Below are 23,760 nucleotides of genomic sequence, written 5' to 3' on the forward strand. Positions count from 1 at the left end.
TCCATGCCTCGTATGTTCCTTGGGCGGTGGGTGCTCGACCTCACCTGGGGAGCACAAGTTGCCGCCGCCGAGGGCACATGGACCGAACCTGGGCCGGTGGCCCGTTACTTGTGACCCTTGGCGTGTCCCTTGCCGGGGAAGCCCGTCAGGCCCTTCTTGGCCTGGCCGGGCGGCACGAAGGGGGCGGCGTGCCTGCCACGGGCGGACTTGCCCGGCGTGAGGCCGGTGGTGGTCCTCCCGGTGCTCTCCCTGGTGCTCTTGCCGGTGTTCCGCCTGGTGTCGGTCCCGGTCCGCTGGACGGCGACGGACCGTACCCGCAGGTCGGCCTCCCGCTTCGCACCCGGCTGCTCGGGAGTACTGGGCTGGTCGGGGGTGTCACGCTGTTCGGGGGTGCCGGTCTGCTTGGGAGTCGCGGGCTGCTCGTGCCGGCCGGTGGTGGTCGCGGGCAGTGCCGCCTCGACGCGCTGCTCGGCGCCGGTGCCGCCGCCGGGCGCGCCGCCGTCGGCGGGCCAGCCGGTGACCGCGAGCACGGCCACGATCAGCGCCGCCACCCCCGCCACCTGCCGCACCTGGCCGCGCCCGAGCCGCCGCCCCAGCACCTCGAACGCCCCGCTCCCGGCGCCTCCCGCACCGGCCACGGCGGGCGCGGGCAGGACGCTTCCCGTCCTCGGGCCGGACAGCGGGAGGGCGGCGTCTTCCCCAGGGGCGAGGGTTCCCGTCTGGGGGGCCGGGGCCGGGAGGACGAGGCTCTGGGTTCGAGGGCCGGCGGGGGTGGCCGCCCCCGGATGGGACGGCGCGGGGGACGCGGGCGGGGCGGAGGGGCCGGCGGCGGCGACGCGGCTGAGGTGGCGGCGGGCGGCGGCGGCCGTCCAGCGCTGTTCCGGGTCCTTCTCCAGGAGCCCCGTGAGCAGCGGCGCCAGGGGCCCGGCCAGCTCGAACGGCGCCGGCGCGGTGGTGAGCACCGCGCTGATCGTGGCCAGCGCGTTCCCCTGCTCGAACGGCGAGCGCCCCTCCACCGCCGTGTAGAGCGTCACGCCCAGCGACCACAGGTCCGCCTCGGGCGTCGGCGGCCCGCCGCGCGCCCGTTCCGGGGCGATGTACGCGGGCGTCCCCACCACGAGGCCCGCCTCGGTGAGCTCGACCCGCCGCTCCACGCTGGTGGCCAGGCCGAAGTCGGTGAGCACCGCGTGACTCCCGCCGGAGTCGAGGAGGATGTTGGCGGGCTTGACGTCCCGGTGCACGATGCCGGCGGCGTGCGCCGCCTCCAGGGCGTCCAGCACCTGCAGGCCGAGCGCGGCGACGGCGGCGGGCGGCAGCGGCCCGCTCTCGGCGAGCACGCAGGCCAGGGTCGGGGCCGGGACGAGCTGGAGCACGATCCACGGCCGCTCGTCGGCCACGACCACGTCGTAGACGGTGGCGACGTTCGGGTGGCTCAGCCGCGCCGCGAGGCGGGCCTCGCTCATGGTGCGCCCGAGCATCGCCTCGCGTTCGGACGGCGGCCGCTGGTCGAGGGTGACCTCCTTGACCGCTACCGGGCGGTCGAGGAGTTCGTCGTGGCCGCGCCAGACCCGGCCCATACCGCCGTGGCCCAGCTCTGCCTGGAGCCGGTAGCGACCGGCCAGCAGCAGGCCTTCGTAACGCGAAACGGACATAGCGCCCGGCCTACCCGATCAATGCCCGACCATGCGCGGACCGCCATAACGTCCCGGCCGCACCTTCTAAGGCGGGGGTCATGACGCGCTCGGCGCGATGAGCTGGATGCCGACCAGACAGGTGTCGTCGTCGGTGTCGGAGTTGCTGTGGGTCAGCATGTGGTCGAGACGGTGCTCCAGCGAGGCCGCCGGATGGCCGGCCGTCCGCAGGAGCTGCTGCTGGGAGTGCTGCAGGGAGCGGTCGCGGCGCTCGATCAGCCCGTCGGTGTACATGAGGAGCGTGTCGCCGGGCATGAGCTGGATCCGGCTCTCCTCGTACGTGACCTCCGACAGCGCCCCCAGCAGGACGCCGCCGATGAGGTCGAGCTCGGCCACCTCGTCGTCGCGGATCAGGATGGGCGGCAGGTGCCCGCCCCGCGCCCAGCGCAGCACGCCGGTATCCGGGTCGTACAGGCCGCAGATGGCGGTGGCCGTGACGTTCTCGGTCAGGTGGTGGGCCACCATGTTGAGCCAGGTCAGGAGCTGGCCGGGGCCGGCGCCGGTGGCGGCCAGGCCGCGCAGCGCGTTGCGCAGGACGACCATGCCGGTGGCCGCCTCGATGCCGTGCCCGGCCACGTCACCGACGGACAGCAGGATCTGCTTGGACGGGAGGACCACGGCGTCGTACCAGTCGCCGCCGACCAGGTGCTCCTTCTCGGCGGGGCGGTAGCGGACGGCGATGTTGAGGTCGAAGGCCTCCATCGGGCCGCGCGTGGGCGGCATGATCGCCTGCTGGAGCTGGAGCGCCAGCCGGTTGCGCTCGGCGGCCTGCTGCTCGGTGTGGGCGAGCTGGTCGCGGGTGGCGGCCAGCGCCACCTCCGTCCAGTGCTGGGAGGACACGTCCTGGTACGCCCCCCGCACCGCGAGCAGCCGCCCGTCGGGCGACAGCACGGGCTCGGCCACCACCCGGATGTGGCGGGCCATGCCGTCGGAGCGCTGCAGCCGGAACGCGGTCGAGGCGGGCCGCCGGTGGTGCGTCAGCGTCCGCAGGAACCGGCCGATGAGCACGGCGTCGTCGGGGTGGGCGTGGTCGGCCAGCCTTTCGAGCGGGATGGGCGCTTCGCCGGGCTTCATCCCGTACAGGTCGTAGAGCTGCCGGTTCCAGGTGATCTCGCCCGACAGCGTGTTCTCCTCGAACCCGCCGATGCGGCCGAGCCGCTGGGCGTGCTGGAGCAGGCTCGCCAGGCGGGTGATCTCGTCCTGGAGCCGCCAGATGAGCAGCACGCCGTCGCCGTGCCGGGTGATGCTGACGCTCGCGATGCTCGGCAGCGCCACGTCGTCCACGAGCGCGGTGAGCGTCATGTTCTCCGCCTTGAACGCCTCACCGGTGGCGTGCACGCGCTCGACCACGGAGAACAGGCCGCCCTCGTCGGCCGCCAGCGGGTACGCCTCCAGCAGCAGCGACCCGCTCACCGCCCCCTTGGGCCGGCCCGCCGGATCCACGAAGTGCGGGTTGGCGTGGGTGATGCGGAAGTCGGTGAGCCGGCCGTCGGCGTCGAGGTGCGGCTGCAGCACGAGCGCGGCGTCCGGCAGCGCCTCGGCGAGGCCGATCAGCTCCGCCTGCCCGGCGCCGCCGCCCGGCTCGACGGGCCGTTCGAGGACGTGGGAGCAGAGCTCGGCCAGGGCCTCGACCTGCTTGTGGACCTGCGGCGGCTGCGGGCCGACCGGGCCCGGCCAGCCGATCTCCAGCACGCCCATGATGCGGCCGCCGGTGCCCGCCGGCACGGTCACCCGGCCACCGCCGGGCGTGAGGGTCATCCCGATCGACGGCAGCCCCACGTCGTCGAGCGAGCGGATCCACACGGCCTGGCGCTCGACGAGCGCCCTGCGGGCGGGGGTGTTGACGCCGGGCGGCACGTAGCGCCACCGGTCGGCCTCGACGGCGCTGAAGCCGGCGCTGGCGGCCAGGGTGAGCGAGCCGTCGGAGCCGACCGTCCAGACGGCGACGTTCGTCGCGCCGAGCGGCTTCAGCGCGTGCTCCAGCAGCGAGACGGCCACGGCCTGCGCGTCCGGGGCCTCCACCATGCCGTTCTCCGCCGAGCGCAGCCGCACGGCCACATCGGCCGCCGCCGCCGCTTCCGCCTCGGCGGCGGCGCGGGCGGAGTCGAGGAACTCGCGCGTGGCCTCGCTGATGCGGTCCTGGGCGGCCTGGTTGATGATGTCGGCGGCCAGTTCGAGCTGGGTCACCCCGGCCTGCTCGGCGAGGAGTTCGAGCTGCTGCGCGGCCCCCGCCAGGCCGCACTGCAGCCGCTCGATGAGAATCCCCTTGGCCACCTCGATGAGCGCACGGCCCTCGGCGGCGCGCTGGGCGTCCTGGATCTGCCGGCGCAGCCGGTCGATGGTCGCGGCCAGCCGCCCGAGGTTGCTCACCGCCGCGGCCTCGGACGGGGCGGGCGCCGGAAGGCCCGGCTCCTGCGGGCTGTGCACTGTGGGTCCCACTATGGGGTCACTCCTCGCCGTTCAGGCCGGATCGTGGATGGTCGGGGATCTCGTCGCACAGTACGCCTATGAGCGGGGCTGCTCCCGCACGTCGAGCCAGTGCCTCATCCGGGTGAGCAGGTGTTCGGCGTCGACCGGCTTGGTGACGTAGTCGCTGGAGCCGGCGCTCAGGGCCTTCTCCTGGTCGCCCGGCATGGCCTTCGCGGTCACCGCGATGATCGGCAGTTCGGCGTACTGCGGCATCTCGCGGATCTTGGAGGTGGCGACGTAGCCGTCCATCTCCGGCATCATCACGTCCATCAGCACGATGTCGATGTCGGGGTGGTTGAGCAGCGTCTCGATGCCCAGGCGGCCGTTCTCGGCGTGCAGGACGGTCATGCCGTGGATCTCCAGGATGCTGGTGATCGCGTAGAGGTTGCGCGTGTCGTCGTCCACGACGAGCACGGTGCGGCCGGCGAGCTCGCCGTCCACCTCCTGGCGGGTGACCGTGCCGACGGCCTCGGGCCGGATCAGCGGCAGCACGTCGCCGGGCTGCTCGGCCGTGAGGTGCAGGGCGATCCGCTCGCGCAGCTCGTCGAGGCTGGACAGCAGCTCCAGCGCCTGGTTCTCGGCGCGCTCGCGCAGGCGGGCCTTCTGCTGGGAGGTGGTGCGCCAGTTGCTGTAGGCCAGCACGGGCACGACCGCGAGCGCGGGGTCGCCGTCCATGGCCTCCAGGAGCTGGAACGCCGCCAGGTCGGGCATGTCGAGGTCGAGCACCATGCAGTGGCAGGGCTGGGCGGCGAGCGTGGCCGCTGCCTCCTCGGCGCCCGCGGCCCTGATGACCTCGACGGTGTCGTCCCTGGTGTCGGTCAGCTCGCGTACGACGCTCTCGGCGACCAGCGACAGCAGGCCGCCCGCGCGCTGCTCGATCACCAGCAGCCGCCGGTGCTGCGTGCCGCCGCTCGCGGCCGAGGCGGCGCCGGACCCGATGGCCGGGCCGCTCTCCTCCGCGCCCTCCGGCAGGGCCGCCGCCGCGGCGGCGGCGCGGGCCGGGCCGTCGGTGAAGGAGGGGTGGGCGACCGGCAGGAAGAGCGTGAAGACGCTGCCCTGCCCCGGCGTGCTCTGGACGTTGATCGCGCCGCCGAGCAGGTAGGCGATCTCCCGCGAGATGGACAGGCCCAGGCCGGTGCCGCCGTACTTGCGGCTGGTGGTGCCGTCGGCCTGCTGGAACGCCCCGAAGATGACTTCGAGCTGCTGCTCGGGGATGCCGATGCCGGTGTCGATGACCCGCAGCGCGAGCGCCGGGCCGTTGGCCCGCACGGTGGCGGGCAGCTCGGCCGGGGCGGCGGGCTCGATGCGCAGCTCGACCCGGCCGGTCTCGGTGAACTTGACCGCGTTCGACAGCAGGTTGCGCAGCACCTGGCGCAGCCGGGAGTCGTCGGTCAGCAGCTCGTTGGGGATGCCGGGGGCGGTGGCGATGGTGAAGTCGAGGCTCTTCTCGCTGGTCATCGGCTGGAAGGTGGCCTCGACGTAGTCGAGCAGACGGCGCAGCTGCACCCACTCGGGGTTGACGTCCATCTTGCCCGCCTCGACCTTCGACAGGTCGAGGATGTCGTTGATGAGCTGCAGCAGGTCGGAGCCGGCCGAGTGGATGATCTCGGCGTACTCGACCTGCTTCGGGGTGAGGTTGCGCGTGTGGTTCTGGGCCAGGAGCTGGGCCAGGATGAGCAGCGAGTTGAGCGGGGTGCGCAGCTCGTGGCTCATGTTCGCGAGGAACTCGCTCTTGTACTTCGAGGCGAGGGCGAGCTGCTGGGCGCGGTCCTCCAGCTCCTGCCTGGCCTGCTCGATCTCGAGGTTCTTGGCCTCGATGTCCTGGTTCTGGCTGACCAGGAGACGGGCCTTCTCCTCCAGCTCGGCGTTGGAGCGCTGGAGCTCCTCCTGCTGGCTCTGCAGCTCCTCGGAGCGGGCCTGGAGCTCGGCGGCGAGCCGCTGCGACTCCTTCAGCAGCTCGTCTGTGCGGGCGTTGGCGACGATCGTGTTGAGGTTGACCCCGATCGTCTCCATGAGCTGCTCCAGGAACGCCCGGTGCACGGGCGTGAACTCCTGGACCGAGGCCAGCTCGATCACGCCGAGCACCTGCTCCTCGACGACCACGGGCAGCACGACGAGCGAGGCGGGCTCGATCCGGCCGAGGCCGGAGTCGATGGTGATGACGCCGGAGGGGATGTTCTCGGTCAGCGCGATCGTCCGGCGGCTGCGCGCGGCCTGGCCGATCAGCCCGTCGCCGAGCCGGAACCGGGGGGCGCGCTCGGCCTCCACGGGGTAGCCGTAGGCGCTGATCAGCTTCAGCTCGCTCTCCTCGGCGAGGAAGAACGCGCCGTACTGGGCCGAGACGAGCGGCGCCAGCTCGTTCATCACCAGCTCGGCGACCGTCGCCAGGTCGCGGTGGCCCTGCATGAGGCCGGACATGCGGGCGAGGTTGGACTTCAGCCAGTCCTGCTGCTCGTTGGCCGTGGTGGTCTCGCGCAGCGACTTCACCATCGAGTTGATGTTGTCCTTGAGGTCGGCCAGCTCGCCCTCGGCGTCGACGGTGATCGAGCGGGTCAGGTCGCCCGAGGTCACCGCGCTGGTCACCTCGGCGATCGCGCGCACCTGCCGGGTGAGGTTGCCGGCCAGCTCGTTGACGTTCTCGGTCAGCCGCTTCCAGGTGCCGGAGACGCCCTCCACCTCGGCCTGGCCGCCGAGCCTGCCCTCCGAGCCCACCTCGCGGGCCACGCGGGTGACCTCGGCGGCGAACGAGGACAGCTGGTCGACCATCGTGTTGATGGTGGTCTTCAGCTCCAGGATCTCGCCGCGCGCGTCCACGTCGATCTTGCGGGTCAGGTCGCCGCGGGCGACCGCCGTGGTGACCTGGGCGATGCTGCGCACCTGGTTGGTCAGGTTGTCGGCCATGGAGTTGACGTTGTCGGTGAGGTTCTTCCAGGTGCCGGCCACGTTGGGCACCCGGGCCTGTCCGCCGAGCTGGCCCTCGGTGCCGACCTCGCGGGCGACCCTGGTCACCTCGTCGGCGAACGCGCCGAGCGTGTCGACCATCGTGTTGATGGTCTGGGCCAGCGCGGCGACCTCGCCCTTGGCCTCCACGGTGATCTTCTGCGACAGGTCGCCGCGGGCCACCGCCGTGGCCACCTGGGCGATGCTGCGCACCTGGCTCGTCAGGTTGGAGGCCATGACGTTGACGTTGTCGGTGAGGTCCTTCCACGTGCCGGACACGCCGCGCACGGTGGCCTGGCCACCCAGGTTGCCCTCGGTGCCGACCTCGCGGGCCACGCGGGTCACCTCGTCGGCGAAGGCGGAGAGCTGGTCGACCATCGTGTTGATGGTCTCCTTCAGCTCCAGGATCTCGCCGCGGGCGTCCACGCGGATCTTCTGCGACAGGTCGCCCTTGGCGACCGCCGTGGTGACCTCGGCGATGCTGCGCACCTGGGCGGTGAGGTTGTCGGCCATGACGTTGACCGACTCGGTGAGCGCCTTCCAGGTGCCGGAGACGCCCTTGACGTCGGCCTGGCCGCCGAGACGGCCGTCGGTGCCGACCTCGCGGGCCACCCTGGTCACCTCGTCGGCGAACGACGAGAGCTGGTCCACCATCGTGTTGAGGGTGTTCTTCAGCTCCAGGATCTCGCCGCGGGCCGAGACCGTGATGCGCTGCGACAGATCGCCGCGCGCGACCGCGGTCGCGACCTGGGAGATGTTGCGGACCTGGTCGGTGAGGTTGCCGGCCATGAAGTTGACCGAGTCGGTGAGGTCGCGCCAGGTGCCCGCCACGCCCTTGACGTCCGCCTGGCCGCCGAGCTGGCCCTCGGTGCCGACCTCACGGGCCATGCGGGTCACCTCGTCGGCGAACGACGAGAGCTGGTCCACCATCGTGTTGACGGTGTTCTTCAGCTCCAGGATCTCGCCACGGGCGTCCACGGTGATCTTCTGCGACAGGTCGCCTCGGGCGACCGCCGTGGTGACCTGGGCGATGCTGCGCACCTGGTCGGTGAGGTTGCCGGCCATCGCGTTGACGGACTCGGTGAGGTCCTTCCACGTGCCGGACACCGCCGGCACCTCGGCCTGGCCGCCCAGCCGCCCCTCGGTGCCGACCTCGCGGGCCACGCGGGTGACCTCCGAGGTGAACAGCGAGAGCTGGTCCACCATGCCGTTGAAGACCGAGGCGATCTCGCCCAGCAGTCCGTCGGCGTCCTCGGGAAGCCTGGTGCGGAAGTCGCCGTCCCTGACCGCCGTCAGGCCCGCGAGGAGCAGCCGCAGCTCGGACTCGCCGACCTCGGCGCCCGCGCGGGTGGTCGTACCCGGGCCGCCGGCTGTCGTGTCACTCATGTCCGCCCTCGTCGTCGAGATTCTCTGAGCAAGCGCCTTCGATGACCCGACAGCGGGCTTCCCACACACACCCGGAACTCGCCCGTGTGATCATCACAGCTGGAACAGGACACACAGGCAGATGTCTCCGTGGATCCGTAAGTGAGGTTACTAGATCGGAGCGACTGATGCGTTCGCATCATTTGCTATCCGGCAATCTCCCTGGTCCTGGGTGATGCAACCGCCCGCGTCGGACTCCCGAAAAGAAAGGTGTGAATGAGACGCGAAGCGCGCCTGTGACGGCCCCGCGGGTGACGGGCGCAGTGACGGCGGCCAGGGCGGCACGGGCGGTGGGGCTGGCGGCGCTGGTGGCCATGGTGGCCCTCCAAATCGCTTCCGGGATCAGCGCGGAACCGGTGCGCTTCACCGGGATCGTCGTCGCGGTGCTGGCGGTCAGCGCCATCGGGTTCGCCGCGGCCGGCTGGGGCGCGGGGCGGACGCTCGCCGCGTTCGGGGCGGTGGTCGCCGCCGGGTACGCGGCCGAGATCGTCGGCGTGCGCACCGGGTTCCCGTTCGGCGAGTACCACTACACCGGCCTGCTATGGCCGCAGCTCGGAGGCGTGCCCGTCGTGGTGGCGCTGGCGTGGGGCGGGATGGGGCTGGCCGCGTACGGGGTGGCGGCGGCGGTCACGACCGGCGGGGCCCGGATCGCCGTGGGGGCGCTCGCGCTGACGGCATGGGACCTCTTCCTCGACCCGCAGATGGTCGGGCTCGGTTTGTGGACGTGGGCCGTACAGGGTGCGTACCGGGGCGTCCCGCTGACCAACTTCGCGGGCTGGCTGCTGGTGTCCGCGCTGGTCATGCTGCTGCTGGAGCGGATTCTCGGCGGCCGGCAGTCCCACCAGGCCCGCCCGCCACGCGGCCTGGCGGGCGTCTACACCACGATGGCGGTCATGGAGACGGTCGGGTTCGCGGCGGTGTTCCAGCCGCCCGACCCGCTGGTCGCCGCGGCCGGGGGCATGTCGATGGGCGCGTTCGCCGCGCTCGCGTGGAGGCGGCTGTGGCGGAAGTGATCGTGATCGGCGGCGGCGTCGGAGGCATGGCGGCGGCGCTGCTGCTGGCCCGCCGGGGCCACCGGGTGCGCCTCTTCGAGCAGTTGCCCCGGCTCGGCGGCAAACTGGCCGAGCACCGGCGGGACGGGTTCACCTTCTCCATGGGGCCGTCGCTGCTCACCATGCCCGCGCTCTTCCGCGAGCTCGGCCTGGAGCGCGAGCTGGTCGAGCCGGCCGAACTGTGCCGCTACCTCTTCGCCGACGGCTCCGCGCTGACCGCCCATCGCGACCCGGACCGCATGGCGGCCGAGGTCGAACGGCTCGCGCCGGGCGAGGGCGCCGCCTGGCGGGCCTTCCACGCCTGGGCGGAGGGATGCCTGCGGGCCGCGGACCGTACCTTCTTCGCCGGGCCGTTCGGCCGCCCGCCCCGCGAGGCCCGGCCGCGCGACCTGCTCGCCGTCGCGCCCGCCCGCACCCTCGACGGGCTGGCCCGCCGCTTCTTCCGCGACCCACGCCTGCGCCAGTACGTCGGCCGCTACGCCACCTACGCCGGATCCAGCCCGTACCGGGCGCCGGCCGCGCTCGCCTGCGTGCCCGCCCTTGAGCACGGCCAGGGCGGCTGGTACGTCACCGGCGGCCTGCCGAGGCTCGCCGAGGACCTGGCGGCGCTGCTGAAGGAGGCCGGGGTCGAGGTGCGCCTGTCCGCCCCGGTCGAGGCGGTCACCGTGGACGGCGGGCGGGTCACCGGGGTGCGGCTCGCGGGCGGCGGCTGCGAGCGGGCCGACGTCGTGGTGGCGAACGTGGACGCCGCCGCGCTCTACGGCCGCCTGCTGCCGGACCGGCGGCGGTTCCGGCGGCTCGCCAGGCTCGGGCCGTCGTCGTCGGCGTTCCTGCTGATGGCCGGGGTCGAGGGACGCACCCCCGGGCTGACGCACCACACCGTGTTCTTCTCCGGCGACTACGAGCGGGAGTTCGCCGACATCTTCGACCGGCGCGAACCGCCCGGCGACCCGACCGTGTACGTCGGCTGCTCCGCCGTCGACGACCCCGGCCAGGCGCCGGCCGGGACGGAGAACCTGACGATGCTGGTCAACGTCCCCGCCCGCGACCCCGGCCGGTGGCGCGTCGGCGTGGACGCCTACCGGGACCTGGTGCTGGAACGGCTCGCCGGGCGCGGGCTCGACCTGTCCGGGCGGCTGCGCTTCGTGGACGTCCTCACGCCCGCCGACCTGCGCGACCGGTACGGGGCCTGGGCGGGGGCGATCTACGGCAGCGCGTACCGGGGGCGGCTGGCGCCGTTCCTGCGACCGGGGAACCGGGGGCCGAAACGCGGCCTGTACGTGGTCGGCGGCACGGCCCACCCCGGCGGCGGGCTCCCCATGGTGACGCTGGGCGCCCACATCGTCACCGACCTCGTCGGCCACGACTTCACCCACCCCCGCACGCCCCCTCCGGGGGAGGCGGGCCAATGAGAGGCGGCATGGTGAGGGGTCGGCTGCCGAAGGCCAGGCCGGCGGCAGGCCGACCGACGAAAAGCGGGCCGCTGAAAGGCGGGGTGGTGGTGGGTGGGCTGGTGATGGCGGCGCAGGTGGTGGCGGCGGGGGTTGTGGTCGCGCGGCTGGCTCGGGGGCGGCGGCGCCTCCCGCCGCTCATGGCCGCCACCGCCGCGGGCCCCGCCACGGCTGCCGGGCGCCGGACCGCGACGCCCGTCAGCGGCGGTGAGGGGATCTCCGTCGTGGTGCCCGCGCGGAACGAGGCGGCCAGGATCGGGCCGTGTCTGCGGGCCGTGCTCGCCGACCCGTCCGTCAAGGAGGTGATCGTCGTGGACGACCGCTCCACCGACGGCACCGCCGCGCTGGCCGCCGGGCTGGGCGCGACCGTCGTACGCGGCGAGCCGCTCCCCCCGGGGTGGGTCGGCAAGCAGTGGGCGCTGCGGCAGGGCGTGGCCGCCGCCCGCGGGGACGTCGTCGTGACGCTCGACGCCGACACGCGCCCCGAGCCTGGCCTGTTCGGCGCGCTGGCCCGCGCCCTGGACGAGCACGACCTGGTCAGCGCCGCCCCCCGGTTCGCCTGCGACGGCCCGCTCGAACAGGCGCTGCACGCCTCGATGCTGGCCACGCTCGTCTACCGGTTCGGCCCCGTCGGCCCGGCGACGCCGCCCCCGCCGCACCGGACCCTGGCCAACGGCCAGTGTCTGGCCTTCCGCCGGACGGCGATGACGGAGATCGACGCCTTCGCCGCCGTACGCGGGCACATGACCGACGACGTGGCCCTCGCCCGGTTCCTGGCGGGACGCGGCTGGCGGGTCGGCTTCCTGGACGGCGGCGCGCTGCTGGAGGTCGACATGCACGACTCGACCGCCGAGCTGTGGCGCGAGTGGGGCCGTTCGCTGCCGCTCGCGGACGTGACCGGCGCGGGCCGGCGGGCCGCCGACCTCGCGGTGATCTGGCTGACGGCGGCGCTGCCGGTGCTGCGTCTCGCCGCCGGCCGTGCGACGAGGCTGGACGCGGCGCTGCTGGCCGTACGCCTGCTGCTGACGGGCGCGCTGCGCGGCAGCTACCGCCGGCCGGGCCTCGGCCTGCTGCTGTCCCCGCTGCTGGACCCGGCCGCCGCCGTCCGTCTCACCCAGGCGACGCTCCGGCCGGTACGCGAGTGGCGCGGCCGTACCTATCCCGACAGGACCGGCGTCACCCCCGGCGGCCCGACAGCGCGGCCTGGCCGAAACGCAGGCCGATGAGGCACATCAGCGCCCCCGTCCCCGCCACCAGCTCGGCCGGGACGAACAACAACTGCAGGACGGGCAGGCCGAACACCGCCACCCGCGCCCCCACCGCGAACGACCGCGCCGCCAGCGCCACGGCCACCAGCACCGCCACGGCCAGCGCGAACCCGGGCGGGCAGATGACCGCGGCCCCGCCGGCGAAGGTCAGGATCGACCGCCCGCCACGGAACCCGGCGAACACCGGCCAGGCGTGCCCCGCCATCGCCGCCGCCACCGCCAGGTACACGGGCAGGACGCTGTCCCCCGTCACCGCGCCGGCGGCGGTCGTGTGCCCGCCGCTCACCAGCAGCGCGGCCAGCGCCGCCAGCACGCCCTTCAGCGTGTCACCGGCGAACACCGGCACGGCGGCCCGCCAGCCGAGCTGCTCCTTGACGTTCCAGAAGCCGGGATTGCGGTCGCCCACGGCGCGCGGGTCGAACCCGTGCCCGCGCGCCAGCAGCACCGCCACCGGGACCGACCCCAGCAGGTAGCCGACGATGACCGACATCACCAGTACGTCCATGGCCTCGTTCCACCTCATCCGGTATGACTCCGCGGACGCCATGCGTCACATGGCCTTCGACCGCCCGCTGCTGCGGCGCACCGGCGGGCTCACGTTCTGGCGGCTGCTCGGGACCGGGCGCGGCCGGTCGATGTCGCTGGGCGCGGACCTGCGCCGGTGGGCGCTGTTCGCGGTCTGGCGCGAGGAGGCCGACCTGGAGGCGTTCCTGCGCGATTCGCCCATCACGGAGCGGTGGCGGGCGGAGGCGGTGGAGCGGTGGCAGGTCCGCCTCGCGCCGCTGGCCGCGCGCGGCACGTGGGGCGGCCGCGACCCCTTCCCGCCGGACGGCACCCGGCAGGGCGGGGACGGGCCGGTCGCCGTGCTCACGCGGGCCTCGATCAGGGCGCGACGGCTGGTGGCCTTCTACCGGTCGGTGCCGCGGGTGGACCGGCTGCTGGCCCGGCAGGACGGCTGCCTGGCCTCGGTCGGGGTCGGCGAGTGGCCGCTGGCCCGGCAGGCGACGTTCTCCCTGTGGCGGGACGCGGCGGCGGTGCGCCGCTTCGCCTACGGGGACGACAAGCATCTGCGGGTGGTGGCGCGGGTGCGCGCACACGACTGGTACAGCGAGGAGCTGTTCGCCCGGTTCATCCCGTACGGGAGCGAAGGCACCTGGAACGGCTCCGACCCCCTGGCCTGACCCGGGACGGAGCATCACGCCCGTTCCAGGGAGGACAGGGAGTGGGCGACCGCGCAGGCGCGGGCGATCGTGGCGGCCGTCGAGGAGCCGTGGGCGACGACCACGGTGCCGCGCAGCCCCAGCAGCGCCGCCCCGCCGTGCGTCTGCGGGTCGTAGCGCCGGGCCACCCCCGCGAGCGCGCCCGGTTCGGCGAGTCCGGCCCGCGCGACCATGGCGAGCGCCGTCCGCACGCACCCCTCGACGCTCTTGAGCACGACGTTGCCGGTGAAGCCGTCGGTGACGATGACGTCCACCGCGCCGGACAGCACGTCGTGGCCCTCGATGTTGCCGTGGAAGCGCATCGGCAGGCCGCGCAGCAGCTCCTCGGCCCGCCGGGCCAGCCGGTTGCCCTTGCCGGGCTCCGAACCGATCGACAGCAGCCCCGCCACCGGGTCGGGCACGCCCAGCACGGCGCGGGCGTACCCGGCGCCGAGCAGCGCGAACTGGGCCATCATCTCCGGCGTCGGATCGGCGGTGGCGCCGGCGTCCACGAGCACGCTCGCGCCGCCGGGCAGCGTCGGCAGCGCGACGGCGAGCGCGGGACGCAGGACGCCCTCGGCCCTGCCGACCCGCCGTACGGCCTGGGCGACCACCGCGCCGGTCGAGCCGGCCGACACGAACGCGGCAGCCCCGCCCCCGCCGAGCAGGCCGCAGCCCACGGCCAGGCTGGAGGCGGTCAGCGCGGCGCCGCCCGCGCCCCGCTCCGTCATCGGCACGACGTCGGGGGCGTGCACGACCGGGATCTCGCCGGCGGCGTCGTGGGCGGCCAGCTCACGGACGAGGTCCGGCTCGCGGCCGACGAGGACGACCGGCACCCCGTGCTCCCGCCGGGCCGCCACCGCCCCCGCCACGGTCTCGGCGGGCCCGTGGTCGCCGCCCATCGCGTCCAGCGCCACCGCGTCCGGCCCGCCCGGGTCCCGCCCAACCGCGTCCCGCCCAACCGCGTCCGGCCCGCCCGCGTCGGTCGCCCCGCTCATGGCAGGTCCATGCGGACGCGGCGTTCGAGCCGGCCCGCCCCGGCGGAGGCCAGCAGGTGGCGGGCGAAGGCGACGGCCCTGCGGTGGCGCGGCACCCGTACCCGCCGTTCCAGCACCGCGAAACCGCCGCGCTCGATCGCGACGAGGATCCCCCCGTACAGCTCGACGGCGGCCCGCACGCACGGCCTGGACGAGGGCACCAGCAGGTCGATGCCCCTCGCCGCGGCCTTGTAGTGCTCGCGGGCCCGGCCCGCCTCGAAGGCCAGCAGCTCGCGCACCGCCGGCCCGGTCCGCGACCGGCCCAGGTCGGCGGGCTCGACGCCGTACGCGGCCAGGTCCTTCGCGGGCAGGTAGACCCGCCCGCGGGCATGGTCCTCCCGCACGTCGCGCAGGAAGTTCGTGAGCTGGAAGGCCAGGCCGAGCTGGCGGGCCGGCTCCCTGGCCGCGGCCTCCTCGCCGGGCAGCGCCTCCAGCACCGGCAGCATCATGGTGCCGATGACCGCCGCCGACCCCTCCATGTAGCCGAGCAGGTCGTCGTAGGTGGCGTAGGAGGTGACCGACAGGTCGGCGCGCATCGCGGCGAGGAAGGCGTCCACGTCGCCGCGCGCGATCCCGAACGAGCGCACGGTGTGCAGGAACGCGGGCAGCACCGGGTCCGCGACCGGCTCGCCGGCCAGTCCTCTGGCGGTGCGCTCGCCGAGCGCGTCGAGGGCCGCCCGCCGGTCGGTGGTCATGGTGAAGGAGTCGACGATCTCGTCGGCGTAGCGGGCGAAACCGTACAGCGCGTGGACGTGGCGGCGTTTCCACGCGGGCAGCAGCAGCGTGGCCAGGTAGTAGGACCGGCCGTAGCGGGCGTGCAACTGGCGGCAGCGTTCGTAGCTGGCGGTGAGAGTCAACGGGTGCCCTTTACAAAGTCAGGATGCGTTCTGCGGCGAGCCGGCCGGAGATGAGCACCGGGGGGACCCCGACGCCCGGCGCGGTGTGCATGCCGGCGAAGTGCAGTCCGGGCACCCGCCGGGCGGCGCCGGACGGGCGCAGCCACGCCGTCTGGGTGAAGCGGTGGTCGAGCGCGAACGGGGTGCCCGCCGTGTGCCCGAGCGCGGCCCACGCGGGCGGGTCGAGAACGAGCCTGGGCGTCCCGAACAGGTCGCCGTAGCCGAGCGCGGCCAGCCGGGCGAGCAGCCGTTCCTCCAGGCGAGGGCGGAGCCGGTCCCAGTCGGCGACCTCCAGGTTGGGCGCGGGCTCCAGGACGCTGAGCGTGGCGTGCCCCGGCGGCGCGGCGTCCTCGTCCGTGGCGGGACAGGTGACGAGCAGGCTCGGGTCCGGCTGCGGCCGGCCCGACTCCAGCGCCGCGAACGTCTCCCGCCACGCCCGCCCGAAGTGCAGCGTGTGGTGCGCCTGCCCGGCCGGGGGGCGTTCCAGCCCGGCGTGGACGACCAGGCAGGACGGCGAGAAGCGGGGGCGGCGCATCCGCCAGTCGGCGGCCCGGCCGGGCAGCAGCCGGCGGGCCGCGTACCGGTCGCAGGCGACGACCACGTGCCCGGCGGGCAGGCGTTCGCCGTCCTCCAGCAGGACGCCGGTGACGCCGTCCTGGTCGGTCTGGACCTCGCGGGCGCGGGCGGCGTACCGGACGGGCGCGCCCAGCTTCTCCAGCAGGGCGGCCAGCGCGGACGGGATGGCGTGCATGCCGCCGCGTTCGGGGAAGTAGACGCCGCCGACGGTGTCCATGTGCGCGATGACGGCGTAGATGCCGAGGGCGCGCTGCGGGGACAGGCCGACGTACAGGGACTGGAAGGTGTGCGCCTTGATCAGCCGCTCGTCGGTGAGGTGACGGGCGGCGAGCCGGTCCAGGCGGCGGAAACCGCCGAGCGCGGCGAGCCTGGCCAGCGCGAGCGGGCGGGCGAGGGCGCCCAGCCTGGTCATGTCCGCGTCGATGAACGCGGGCCACTCCGCCGCGAACAGCTCGCCGAGCAGCCGCCGGTAGCGCAGGTAGCGGGCCGCCTCGGCGGGCCCGCACAGCTCGCGCACCCGCTCCGCCATGACCGCGCCGTCCGGGGTGAGGTCCAGGTGGGAGCCGTCGTGGAAGGCCATGCGGTACGCCGGGTCGAGGCGGCGCAGCGGCAGCCAGTCGCGCAGCTCCTCCCCCGCCGCGCCGAAGGTCTCGGCGAGCACGCCGGGCATGGTCAGCACGGACGGGCCGGTGTCGAACCGGTACGGGCCGAGTCTGGCGCTCCCGCAGCAGCCGCCGGGCTCGTCCCTGGCCTCGACGACGGTGACCTCCCGTCCGGCCGCCGCCAGCCGTACGGCGGCGGCGAGGCCGGCGAGGCCGGCGCCGATCACCACGGTGGGTCCCGGCCGGGGCATCAGCGGCTCCTGTCGGTGGCAAGCACGGTCAGCTCGGTGAGCGCCGCACGGGCGTCGCCGGGCAGGCCGGGCAGCGCGTCCAGGGCCTCGACGGCCTGCGCGGCCAGGGCGGCGATGCGCCGCTCCGCCGCGTCCAGCGCGCCGCAAGAGACGATCAGCTCGCGGGCCATGACCACCTCCTCCTCCGTGGTAACCGTGCCGAGGAGGGCGGCGCCGCGCGGCCCGGTGCGTTCCCTGGCGGCGGCGACGAGGTGGTTGGGCTTGCCCTGGCGCAGGTCGCCGGCGGGCTTGCCGGTGCGGCCCGGGTCGCCGAAGACGCCGAGGACGTCGTCGCGGAGCTGGAACGCCTCCCCCAGCGGCAGCGCGTACGCGCTGAGCGCCCGCCTGGCCGCCGGCTCGCCGCCCGCCACCGCGTGCCCGAGGTGCAGGGGGCGTTCGATGGTGTACTTGGCCGACTTGTAGAGCGCGATCGTACGGGTCCGCCCGGTGTCCGCGCCGGCGGCGGTGCCGGCCAGGTCGAGCTGCTGCCCGGCCGTGACCTCGACGCGCAGCCTGGTCAGGACGCCGAGCGCGTCGGCGAGGTGCGGCCCGGAGCCGAGCAGCGCGGCGTCGGCCCAGGCCAGGGCCAGCAGGGCGAGCAGGGTCGTCTGCGACTCGCCGTAGCGGACCGGGTCGCCGCGCAGTCCCGCGCGGCGATGCTCGGCGGCCAGCTCGACGTGCGTCGCCGGGCGGCCCCGGCGTCCGGGTGACTCGTCCATGACGTCGTCCAGGAGCAGCGCCGCGACGTGCACCAGCTCGACGGCGCAGGCGGCGTTCAGCACCGCGCCGAGGTCCGCGGCGGTGCCGCCGGCCGCGCGGTGCCCCCAGTACACGAACGCCGGCCGCAGCCGCTTGCCGCCGTCCCGGGCGAACGCGGCGAGGTGGCGGCGGACCAGGCCGACGCCCTCCTCGCCGAGGAAGCCCAGCCGGGCGAGCTCCTGGTCGAGCAGTTCGCCGAGCCGCTGGTCGACCAGGTGGCGCACCCGGCCGTTCCCTGCGCCGCCGGCCGGGGTGACGGTGTGCGAGGTCACGATTGTCATGCGTCCTGTCTCCTTGTCGGTACATAGGTCTTCGCGAAGGCATCCCCCGCCGGTTGCATCCGGCGGTCGGCGGATCGCGAAAGGATGGTCACGGGTGTGCCGGAAAAGGGTCCGGACCAGCGGGACGACCATGACGAGCATGGGGACGGGGACGTTCGGTGAGTGAGGAAGAGGCCGGGTACGGCATCGGGGCCGTCTCGCGGCTGCTCGGCGTGCCCGCGCCCACGCTGCGCACCTGGAACCTGCGGTACGGGCTCGGCCCGAGCCGCCGCAGCGCGGGCGGCCACCGCCGCTACGACGCCGCCGACCTGCACCGGCTGCGGGAGATGAAGCGGCTGATCGCCGAGGGCCTGCCGCCCGCGGAGGCCGCCCGCCACGCCCTCACCCGCACCGGCGAGCCGGCGAGGGCCCCGGGCGAGGCCCGCCCCGCCGAACTCGGGGGCGCGGGAGCCGAGCCCGCCGGAGCCGGGGTCACCCCGCTCGTACGGGCCGCGTTCGTGCTGGACAGTCACGCCGTCACCCGCCTGCTGGAGTCCTCGCTGGCGGCGCACGGGGTCCGGCCGACGTGGGAGCGGCTGGTCCTGCCCGCCTTCGACGCCGTCTGCCGCCGCCAGGACGACTCGGGCGCCGGCATCGACGTCGAGCACCTGCTCTCCGACCGCATCCTCGCCGCCCTGCACGGGCACGCCCTCCGGCAGGCCGCCCCGGCGGGCCGCCGCCCCGTGCTGCTCGCCTGCGCCGAGGACGAGCAGCACACCCTCCCCGTGCACGCCCTGTCCGCCGCCCTGGCCGAGGAGGGCGTGGAGACCCGCGTCCTCGGGGCCCGCACCCCCTACGCCGCGCTGGCGCACGCGATGCGCCGGTTGCATCCGGCGGCGGTGTTCGTGTGGTCGCAGCAGGAGCTCACGGGCGCGACCGCTCCCCTCGCCGCGCTGCCGCGGCTGCGCCCGGCGGCGCGGCTGATCGTCGGCGGCCGGGGCTGGCGTGAGGCTCTTCCCGAGGGCGTGATCAGGGTAGATACCTTCCGCGAGGCGCTGGCCCAAGTCCGGCGGACCCTGCCTTGAGCGTGTCTTTCCCCCGATGACCTTGTGCCGTCCCGCTCCTCCCGTTATGAATAGGTTTTGAATAAGTTTTTCCGGGGAGCGGGACGGACCATGGGGAAGACTCCGATCACCAGCCAGCAGCGGCACTCCGAGCACGACGAGGAGACCCTGAGCGACAGCTATCGCGCGCACGCGCCCGCTCTCCGCTCCTACCTGCGGCGCTTCATCTCACCCCAGGACGTGGACGACCTGCTCCAGGTCGTGTTCGCCGACGCCTGGCGCTCCCGCGAGCGCTACGACCCGTCCAGGAGCCAGGCCGCCTGGCTCTACGTGATCGCCCACCGCCGCGCCGTGGACCACCTGCGCGCCCGCCGCCCGTCCACGGTCCCGCTGGACGCCGCGACCGAGGCGGCCGTGCCCGCGCAGCGCCCGGCGGACGACGGCCTCGCCGACCGCGACCGGATCCGCCGCGCCCTGGCCGAGCTCTCCCACGCCCAGCGCCAGGTCATCGAGCTCGCCTACTACGGCGAGCTGACCCAGCAGGAGATCGCCGAACGCCTCCGCGTCCCCCTGGGCACGGTCAAGGCCCGCACCTCGCGCGGGCTGCACAAGCTCTCGTCCTTGCTGGCCGCGGCCGAGGCCGCCTGACCCGCCGGTCAGCTCCGGAACAATGTTCGGAAAATGGGCCAGAACTCGTCACATTAGGTGACATGCCAACAGTTACGTTCACGATCGGTGTGTTGACAAAGAGTCAACCCGCCATAAGCCCGTTTCTTCGCATCCGTACCTTGAAGTACATCTGCCCCATCGGCATAGTGGACGGACCTGTAAGGAGTAATCAGTCGTGACGGGCATCCTCGGGGGGCGATACCGGCTCGCGGCTGCTCGGCGGAATTGGACATGATCGTATGAGTTCGCCCCCTCCGATCCGTGCCAAGCTGCTCCGGATCCTCTTACTCCCGCTGGTGTCGATGGTGGCACTGTGGGGCTTCATCGCCTACTCCAGCGTCCAGGAGATCATGGACGTCTCGCAGACGCAGGACCGCTGGGAGGCCATCGGCTCGCCGGTGCTCCAGCTCATCGTCGAGCTCCAGCGCGAGCGGCAGCTCTCGGCCGAGGCGCCGCGCAGCACCGGCTCGTACGCGCCCCTCATCGACCAGCGCCGCAACACCGACGCCAAGGTCGAACGGCTGCGCGAGGTCATCGGCACCGTGGACGTCACCGAGGGCGGCGAGGAGACCCCCGCCCAGGTGCGCGCGCTCGTGCAGGCCCTCGACGGGCTGCAGTCGCTGCGCGCCTCCGCCGACGGCGGCGTCCTGGCCCCGCCGCTCACCATCATCGAGGCGTACAACAACGTCATCGCCGTCGCCAACCGGCAGTTCAACGACCGCGACGCGCTGAGCGACGTCTCCTCCTTCCGCTCGGTGCGCGGCATGGCGGCGTACGCGGCCACCGCCGAGTATCTGGGCCGCGAGCACGCGGTGCTCACCACCACCATCGTCCACCGCCGGATGTCGCCCACCGACCGGGCCGCGTTCGTGGCCGCGTTCACCGCCCGGCGGCTGGTCTTCGCCAACGCCGAGCGCGACGCCGGCCCCGAGCTGAAGGCCAACTACGACCAGCTCGTCGGCAGCCCGCAGTACCGGCGGCTGATCGAGACCGAGGACGAGCTGTTCACCTTCGACACCGGCGGGGTGCCGCCGGTCGAGGGCGCCCAGTGGAAGGGCGACGCCGAGGCGCTGCTCGGCCTCATCAACCGGGGCACCCAGAGCGAGCTGGCCCGTGCCGCCGAGGAGGCCGAGGCGCAGAAGAGCGGCGCCTACTGGCGGATCGGGCTGGTCCTGCTCGCGGGGCTCGCCGCGATGATGCTGTCGCTCGCGCTGTCGTACCGGTTCGGCCGCTCGCTCATCTCCGAGCTGCGCCGGCTCCAGGCCTCGGCGGTGGAGCTGGCCGAGGAGCGGCTGCCCCGCCTGGTGGAACGGCTGCGCCGCGGCGACGACGTGGACCCCGCCACCGAGGCCCCGCCCCTCGACCCGGCCGACACCGCCGAGGTGGACCGCGTCGTGGACGCCTTCGCGGCGGTGCGCCGCACCGCGGTCGAGGCCGCGGTCGGGCAGGCGACGCTGCGCAAGGGCGTCGGCCAGGTGTTCCTCAACCTGGCGCGGCGCAACCAGGCGCTGCTGCACCGCCAGCTCGCGCTGCTCGACACGATGGAGCGCCGGGTGGACGAGCCGGAGGTGCTGGAGGACCTGTTCAAGCTCGACCACCTCACCACCCGCATGCGGCGGCACGCCGAGAACCTCATCATCCTGTCCGACTCCGCGCCCGCGCGCCGCTGGCGCGACCCGGTGCCGCTGTTCGACGTCGTACGGGCCGCGGTCCTGGAGGTCGAGGACTACACCCGGGTCACCGTCGCGCCGATGCCGCAGGCCCCGATGCTGGTCGGGGCGGCGGTCACCGACGTCATCCACCTCGTGGCCGAGCTGGTGGAGAACGCCACCGTCTTCTCCCCGCCGGACACCTCCGTGCAGGTCCGCGGCATGACCGCGGCCAACGGCTTCGCCCTGGAGGTCGAGGACCGCGGGCTCGGGCTGAACCAGGCCACGCTGGACGAGCTGAACGCGCGGCTCACCGAGCCGCCGGAGTTCGACCTGGCCGACAGCGACCGGCTCGGGCTGTTCGTGGTGTCCAGGCTCGCGGCCCGGCACGGCATCAAGATCTCCCTGCGGCGCTCGCCGTACGACGGGACGACCGCGATCGTGCTGCTGCCCATCGGCCTGCTGGCCGGCATGGAGGCCCCGGCACGGCCTGCTGACCGAGTGGCCGAGCGGGTGGCCGCGGGGCGGCCCATGCGGGCGCTCGACTCCGCGCCCGGCGAGTCGCGGCACCGCGCGCCGGAGCCCCGCTCGCCCCTCGACCCGCCCCTCGACGTCAAGGTGCTCAACGGCCACCCGGTCCGCCTCCCCGACGATCCCGGCGACGACCCGGACCCGGTGGCGGAGGAGAGCGTGCCGGACCCGGTGGCGGAGGAGCCGGCGAGGCCCGAGCGCGGCACCTGGTTCGAGGCCGCTCCCCCGGCGCGGGCGGGCAACGGCGCTCCCGCCGCGCCGCCGCCCGCGCGGCCCGCTCCGGCCGTCCCGCCGGGCCCGCCTCCGGGCTGGAGCGTGACCGTTCCGCCGCAGGAGGCCGACGAGGACCTGGACGGGCTGCCCATGCGGGTCCCGCAGGCCAGCCTCGCCCCTCAGCTCCGCACCGCGAGACGGACCCAGGCGCGTGGCGTCTCCGTACGCTCGCCGGAGGAGCTCGCACAGCTCATGTCGTCCATGCAGCAAGGCTGGCAGCAAGGACGCCGCCTGGCCGACGAGCCGCAAGGACAAGACGTGTGGAACCGAAAGGACGACCATCCCGATGCCCGACCCCAGAAGTGAACTGAGCTGGCTTCTCGACGACCTCACCCAGCGCGTCCCCGGCATCCGGCACGCCATCGTGCTGTCCGCCGACGGGCTCGCCATGGGCGGCTCCCGTGACCTGACCCGTGAGGACGCCGAGCACCTGTCCGCCATCTCCGCCGGCAGCCACAGCCTCGCCATGGGCGCGGGCCGGCATTTCGGCCTGGGCGGCGTACGGCAGACGATCATCGAGATGGAAGGGGGCTTCCTGTTCGTCACCGCCGCGGGCCAGGGAGCCCGGCTGGCGGTGCTCGCGGCGGCCGACGCCGAGCTCGGCATGGTCACGTACGAGATGGCGCTGATGGTCAAGAGGGTCGGCGAGCACCTCTCCGCGCAGCCGAGGGGAGCGGCACCGGCACCCGCCTGGAACGGCGCGAGACCGTGACAGGAGAGGATCCCGGCCCCCTGATCCGGCTGTACGGGCTGACCGGGGGCCGGGCGCGCCCGCAGGGGGAGACGTTCGACCTGGTGGCCATCGTCGTGACGGTCGCCGGCTCGCACGAGTTCGCGGACCTGATCCCCGAGCACCGCGCCGTGTTGTCGCTGTGCCGCCGGCCCACGCCGGTGGCCGACGTCGCGGCGCACCTCAGGCTGCCGCTCAACATCACCCGGGTGATCCTGGGCGACCTGCGGCGCGAGGGCCTGGTCACCATCGAACGGCCGCGCCCGGTGGCGCAGACGATCGACGAACGCATCTACAGGGAAGTGCTGCATGGGCTACGCAGCCTCTGAGCCGGGGTCGACGGCCGTCGCCTCGGCCTTGGCCATCAAGATCCTCATCGCGGGCGGCTTCGGCGTCGGCAAGACGACCATGGTCGGCACCATCAGCGAGATCCGTCCCCTGCACACCGAGGAGCTGCTGAGCGAGCGGGGCGTCGGGGTGGACGACCTGTCGGGCGTGGAGTCCAAGACCACCACCACCGTGGCGCTCGACTTCGGCCGCATCACGATCCGCGACGGGTTGTGGCTGTACCTGTTCGGGACGCCGGGGCAGGACCGCTTCTGGTTCATGTGGGACGAGCTGGCGCTCGGCGCGCTCGGCGCCGTGGTGCTGGCCGACACCCGCCGCCTCCAGGAGTGCTTCCCCGCCGTGGACTACTTCGAGCAGCGCGGCATCCCGTTCGTGGTGGGGGTGAACTGCTTCGACGGGGCCCGCAGGTACGAGCCCGCCAAGGTCCGGCGGGCGCTCGGGCTGAACGAGACGACCCCGATCGTGCTGTGCGACGTGCGGCGGCGCGATTCGGTCAAGGAGGTGCTGACCACGCTCGTCACGTACGCGGTGGAGGGCTCCCGTCCCGCGCCGGGGCCGCGATGATCGGGTAGCCGCCCGGC

At 74.1% G+C, this 23,760-nt stretch carries 18 protein-coding genes; 10 read left to right on the plus strand and 8 right to left on the minus strand.

Annotated features, from left to right (window positions below):
• Nucleotides 1-104: 104 nt before the first annotated feature.
• From SMD20_RS17320 to SMD20_RS17330, 3 genes are all read right to left on the minus strand, one after another.
• Nucleotides 105-1,652, minus strand: a complete 1,548-nt coding sequence (locus SMD20_RS17320; RefSeq protein WP_329581931.1) for a serine/threonine-protein kinase — start codon at nucleotides 1,650-1,652, stop codon at nucleotides 105-107.
• Nucleotides 1,653-1,730: 78 nt separating this feature from the next.
• Nucleotides 1,731-4,130 carry a SpoIIE family protein phosphatase gene (locus SMD20_RS17325; protein WP_329581934.1) on the minus strand — a complete coding sequence of 800 codons (2,400 nt, stop codon included), beginning with the start codon at nucleotides 4,128-4,130 and terminating at the stop codon, nucleotides 1,731-1,733.
• A 66-nt stretch (nucleotides 4,131-4,196) separates the two neighbouring features.
• Nucleotides 4,197-8,486 carry a HAMP domain-containing protein gene (locus tag SMD20_RS17330; RefSeq protein WP_329581939.1) on the minus strand — a complete coding sequence of 1,430 codons (4,290 nt, stop codon included), beginning with the start codon at nucleotides 8,484-8,486 and terminating at the stop codon, nucleotides 4,197-4,199.
• Between the two features lie 290 nt (nucleotides 8,487-8,776).
• Here SMD20_RS17330 and SMD20_RS17335 point away from each other — a divergent pair, with 290 nt between their 5' ends.
• From SMD20_RS17335 to SMD20_RS17345, 3 genes are all read left to right on the plus strand, one after another.
• Nucleotides 8,777-9,538: a carotenoid biosynthesis protein gene (locus tag SMD20_RS17335; RefSeq protein WP_329581942.1), complete on the plus strand. Its 762-nt coding sequence runs from the start codon at nucleotides 8,777-8,779 to the stop codon at nucleotides 9,536-9,538.
• Nucleotides 9,526-10,989: a phytoene desaturase family protein gene (locus SMD20_RS17340; RefSeq protein WP_329581945.1), complete on the plus strand. Its 1,464-nt coding sequence runs from the start codon at nucleotides 9,526-9,528 to the stop codon at nucleotides 10,987-10,989. The genes SMD20_RS17335 and SMD20_RS17340 overlap by 13 nt, the downstream gene beginning before the upstream one ends.
• Before the next feature lie 86 nt (nucleotides 10,990-11,075).
• Nucleotides 11,076-12,254 (plus strand): glycosyltransferase, encoded by a 1,179-nt coding sequence (locus tag SMD20_RS17345; protein WP_329581948.1) that lies wholly within the window; start codon nucleotides 11,076-11,078, stop codon nucleotides 12,252-12,254.
• On the opposite strand, the gene SMD20_RS17350 is transcribed toward SMD20_RS17345, so the two are convergent.
• Entirely contained in the window at nucleotides 12,205-12,801 is a 597-nt protein-coding gene (locus SMD20_RS17350; RefSeq protein ID WP_329581950.1) for a glycerol-3-phosphate acyltransferase, read from the minus strand. The two genes, SMD20_RS17345 and SMD20_RS17350, sit on opposite strands and share 50 nt — an antisense overlap.
• Between SMD20_RS17350 and SMD20_RS17355 the strand changes: the two genes are divergently transcribed.
• Complete coding sequence (locus SMD20_RS17355) at nucleotides 12,776-13,477, plus strand: spheroidene monooxygenase (RefSeq protein WP_329581953.1); 702 nt, start codon at nucleotides 12,776-12,778, stop codon at nucleotides 13,475-13,477. The two genes, SMD20_RS17350 and SMD20_RS17355, sit on opposite strands and share 26 nt — an antisense overlap.
• Nucleotides 13,478-13,491: 14 nt before the next feature.
• On the opposite strand, the gene SMD20_RS17360 is transcribed toward SMD20_RS17355, so the two are convergent.
• From SMD20_RS17360 to SMD20_RS17375, 4 genes are read right to left on the minus strand one after another with little or no spacing between them, the layout of a single operon-like run.
• Entirely contained in the window at nucleotides 13,492-14,493 is a 1,002-nt protein-coding gene (locus SMD20_RS17360; protein ID WP_329581956.1) for a phosphate acyltransferase, read from the minus strand.
• The gene (locus tag SMD20_RS17365) at nucleotides 14,490-15,389 is read right to left on the minus strand and encodes a phytoene/squalene synthase family protein (protein ID WP_329581959.1); all 900 of its coding nucleotides are present in this window, start codon (nucleotides 15,387-15,389) and stop codon (nucleotides 14,490-14,492) included. The genes SMD20_RS17360 and SMD20_RS17365 overlap by 4 nt, the downstream gene beginning before the upstream one ends.
• Nucleotides 15,390-15,399: 10 nt before the next feature.
• Nucleotides 15,400-16,857, minus strand: coding sequence for a phytoene desaturase family protein (locus SMD20_RS17370; protein ID WP_329581962.1), 1,458 nt, complete (start codon nucleotides 16,855-16,857; stop codon nucleotides 15,400-15,402).
• A complete protein-coding gene (locus SMD20_RS17375) occupies nucleotides 16,857-17,936 on the minus strand; it encodes a polyprenyl synthetase family protein (RefSeq protein WP_329581965.1) in 1,080 nt (359 codons plus the stop codon). The genes SMD20_RS17370 and SMD20_RS17375 overlap by 1 nt, the downstream gene beginning before the upstream one ends.
• Nucleotides 17,937-18,094: 158 nt before the next feature.
• On the opposite strand from SMD20_RS17375, the gene SMD20_RS17380 reads away from it, so the two are divergent.
• The 6 genes from SMD20_RS17380 to SMD20_RS17405 all read left to right on the plus strand — a co-directional run bounded on the left by SMD20_RS17380 (nucleotide 18,095) and on the right by SMD20_RS17405 (nucleotide 23,743).
• The gene (locus tag SMD20_RS17380; protein ID WP_329581968.1) at nucleotides 18,095-19,000 is read left to right on the plus strand and encodes a MerR family transcriptional regulator; all 906 of its coding nucleotides are present in this window, start codon (nucleotides 18,095-18,097) and stop codon (nucleotides 18,998-19,000) included.
• Nucleotides 19,001-19,090: 90 nt separating this feature from the next.
• Entirely contained in the window at nucleotides 19,091-19,627 is a 537-nt protein-coding gene (locus SMD20_RS17385; RefSeq protein WP_329581972.1) for an RNA polymerase sigma factor, read from the plus strand.
• A gap of 323 nt (nucleotides 19,628-19,950) precedes the next feature.
• Nucleotides 19,951-22,407 (plus strand): sensor histidine kinase, encoded by a 2,457-nt coding sequence (locus SMD20_RS17390; RefSeq protein ID WP_329592580.1) that lies wholly within the window; start codon nucleotides 19,951-19,953, stop codon nucleotides 22,405-22,407.
• The gene (locus SMD20_RS17395; RefSeq protein ID WP_020546030.1) at nucleotides 22,388-22,813 is read left to right on the plus strand and encodes a roadblock/LC7 domain-containing protein; all 426 of its coding nucleotides are present in this window, start codon (nucleotides 22,388-22,390) and stop codon (nucleotides 22,811-22,813) included. Before SMD20_RS17390 ends, SMD20_RS17395 begins: the two co-directional genes overlap by 20 nt.
• Complete coding sequence (locus tag SMD20_RS17400) at nucleotides 22,810-23,160, plus strand: DUF742 domain-containing protein (protein ID WP_218155853.1); 351 nt, start codon at nucleotides 22,810-22,812, stop codon at nucleotides 23,158-23,160. Before SMD20_RS17395 ends, SMD20_RS17400 begins: the two co-directional genes overlap by 4 nt.
• A complete protein-coding gene (locus SMD20_RS17405) occupies nucleotides 23,141-23,743 on the plus strand; it encodes a GTP-binding protein (RefSeq protein WP_329581977.1) in 603 nt (200 codons plus the stop codon). The genes SMD20_RS17400 and SMD20_RS17405 overlap by 20 nt, the downstream gene beginning before the upstream one ends.
• The last annotated feature ends 17 nt before the right edge of the window (nucleotides 23,744-23,760 follow it).

It is taken from the genome of Nonomuraea sp. LP-02, from assembly GCF_036289125.1.
Lineage (GTDB): Bacteria > Actinomycetota > Actinomycetes > Streptosporangiales > Streptosporangiaceae > Nonomuraea > Nonomuraea bangladeshensis.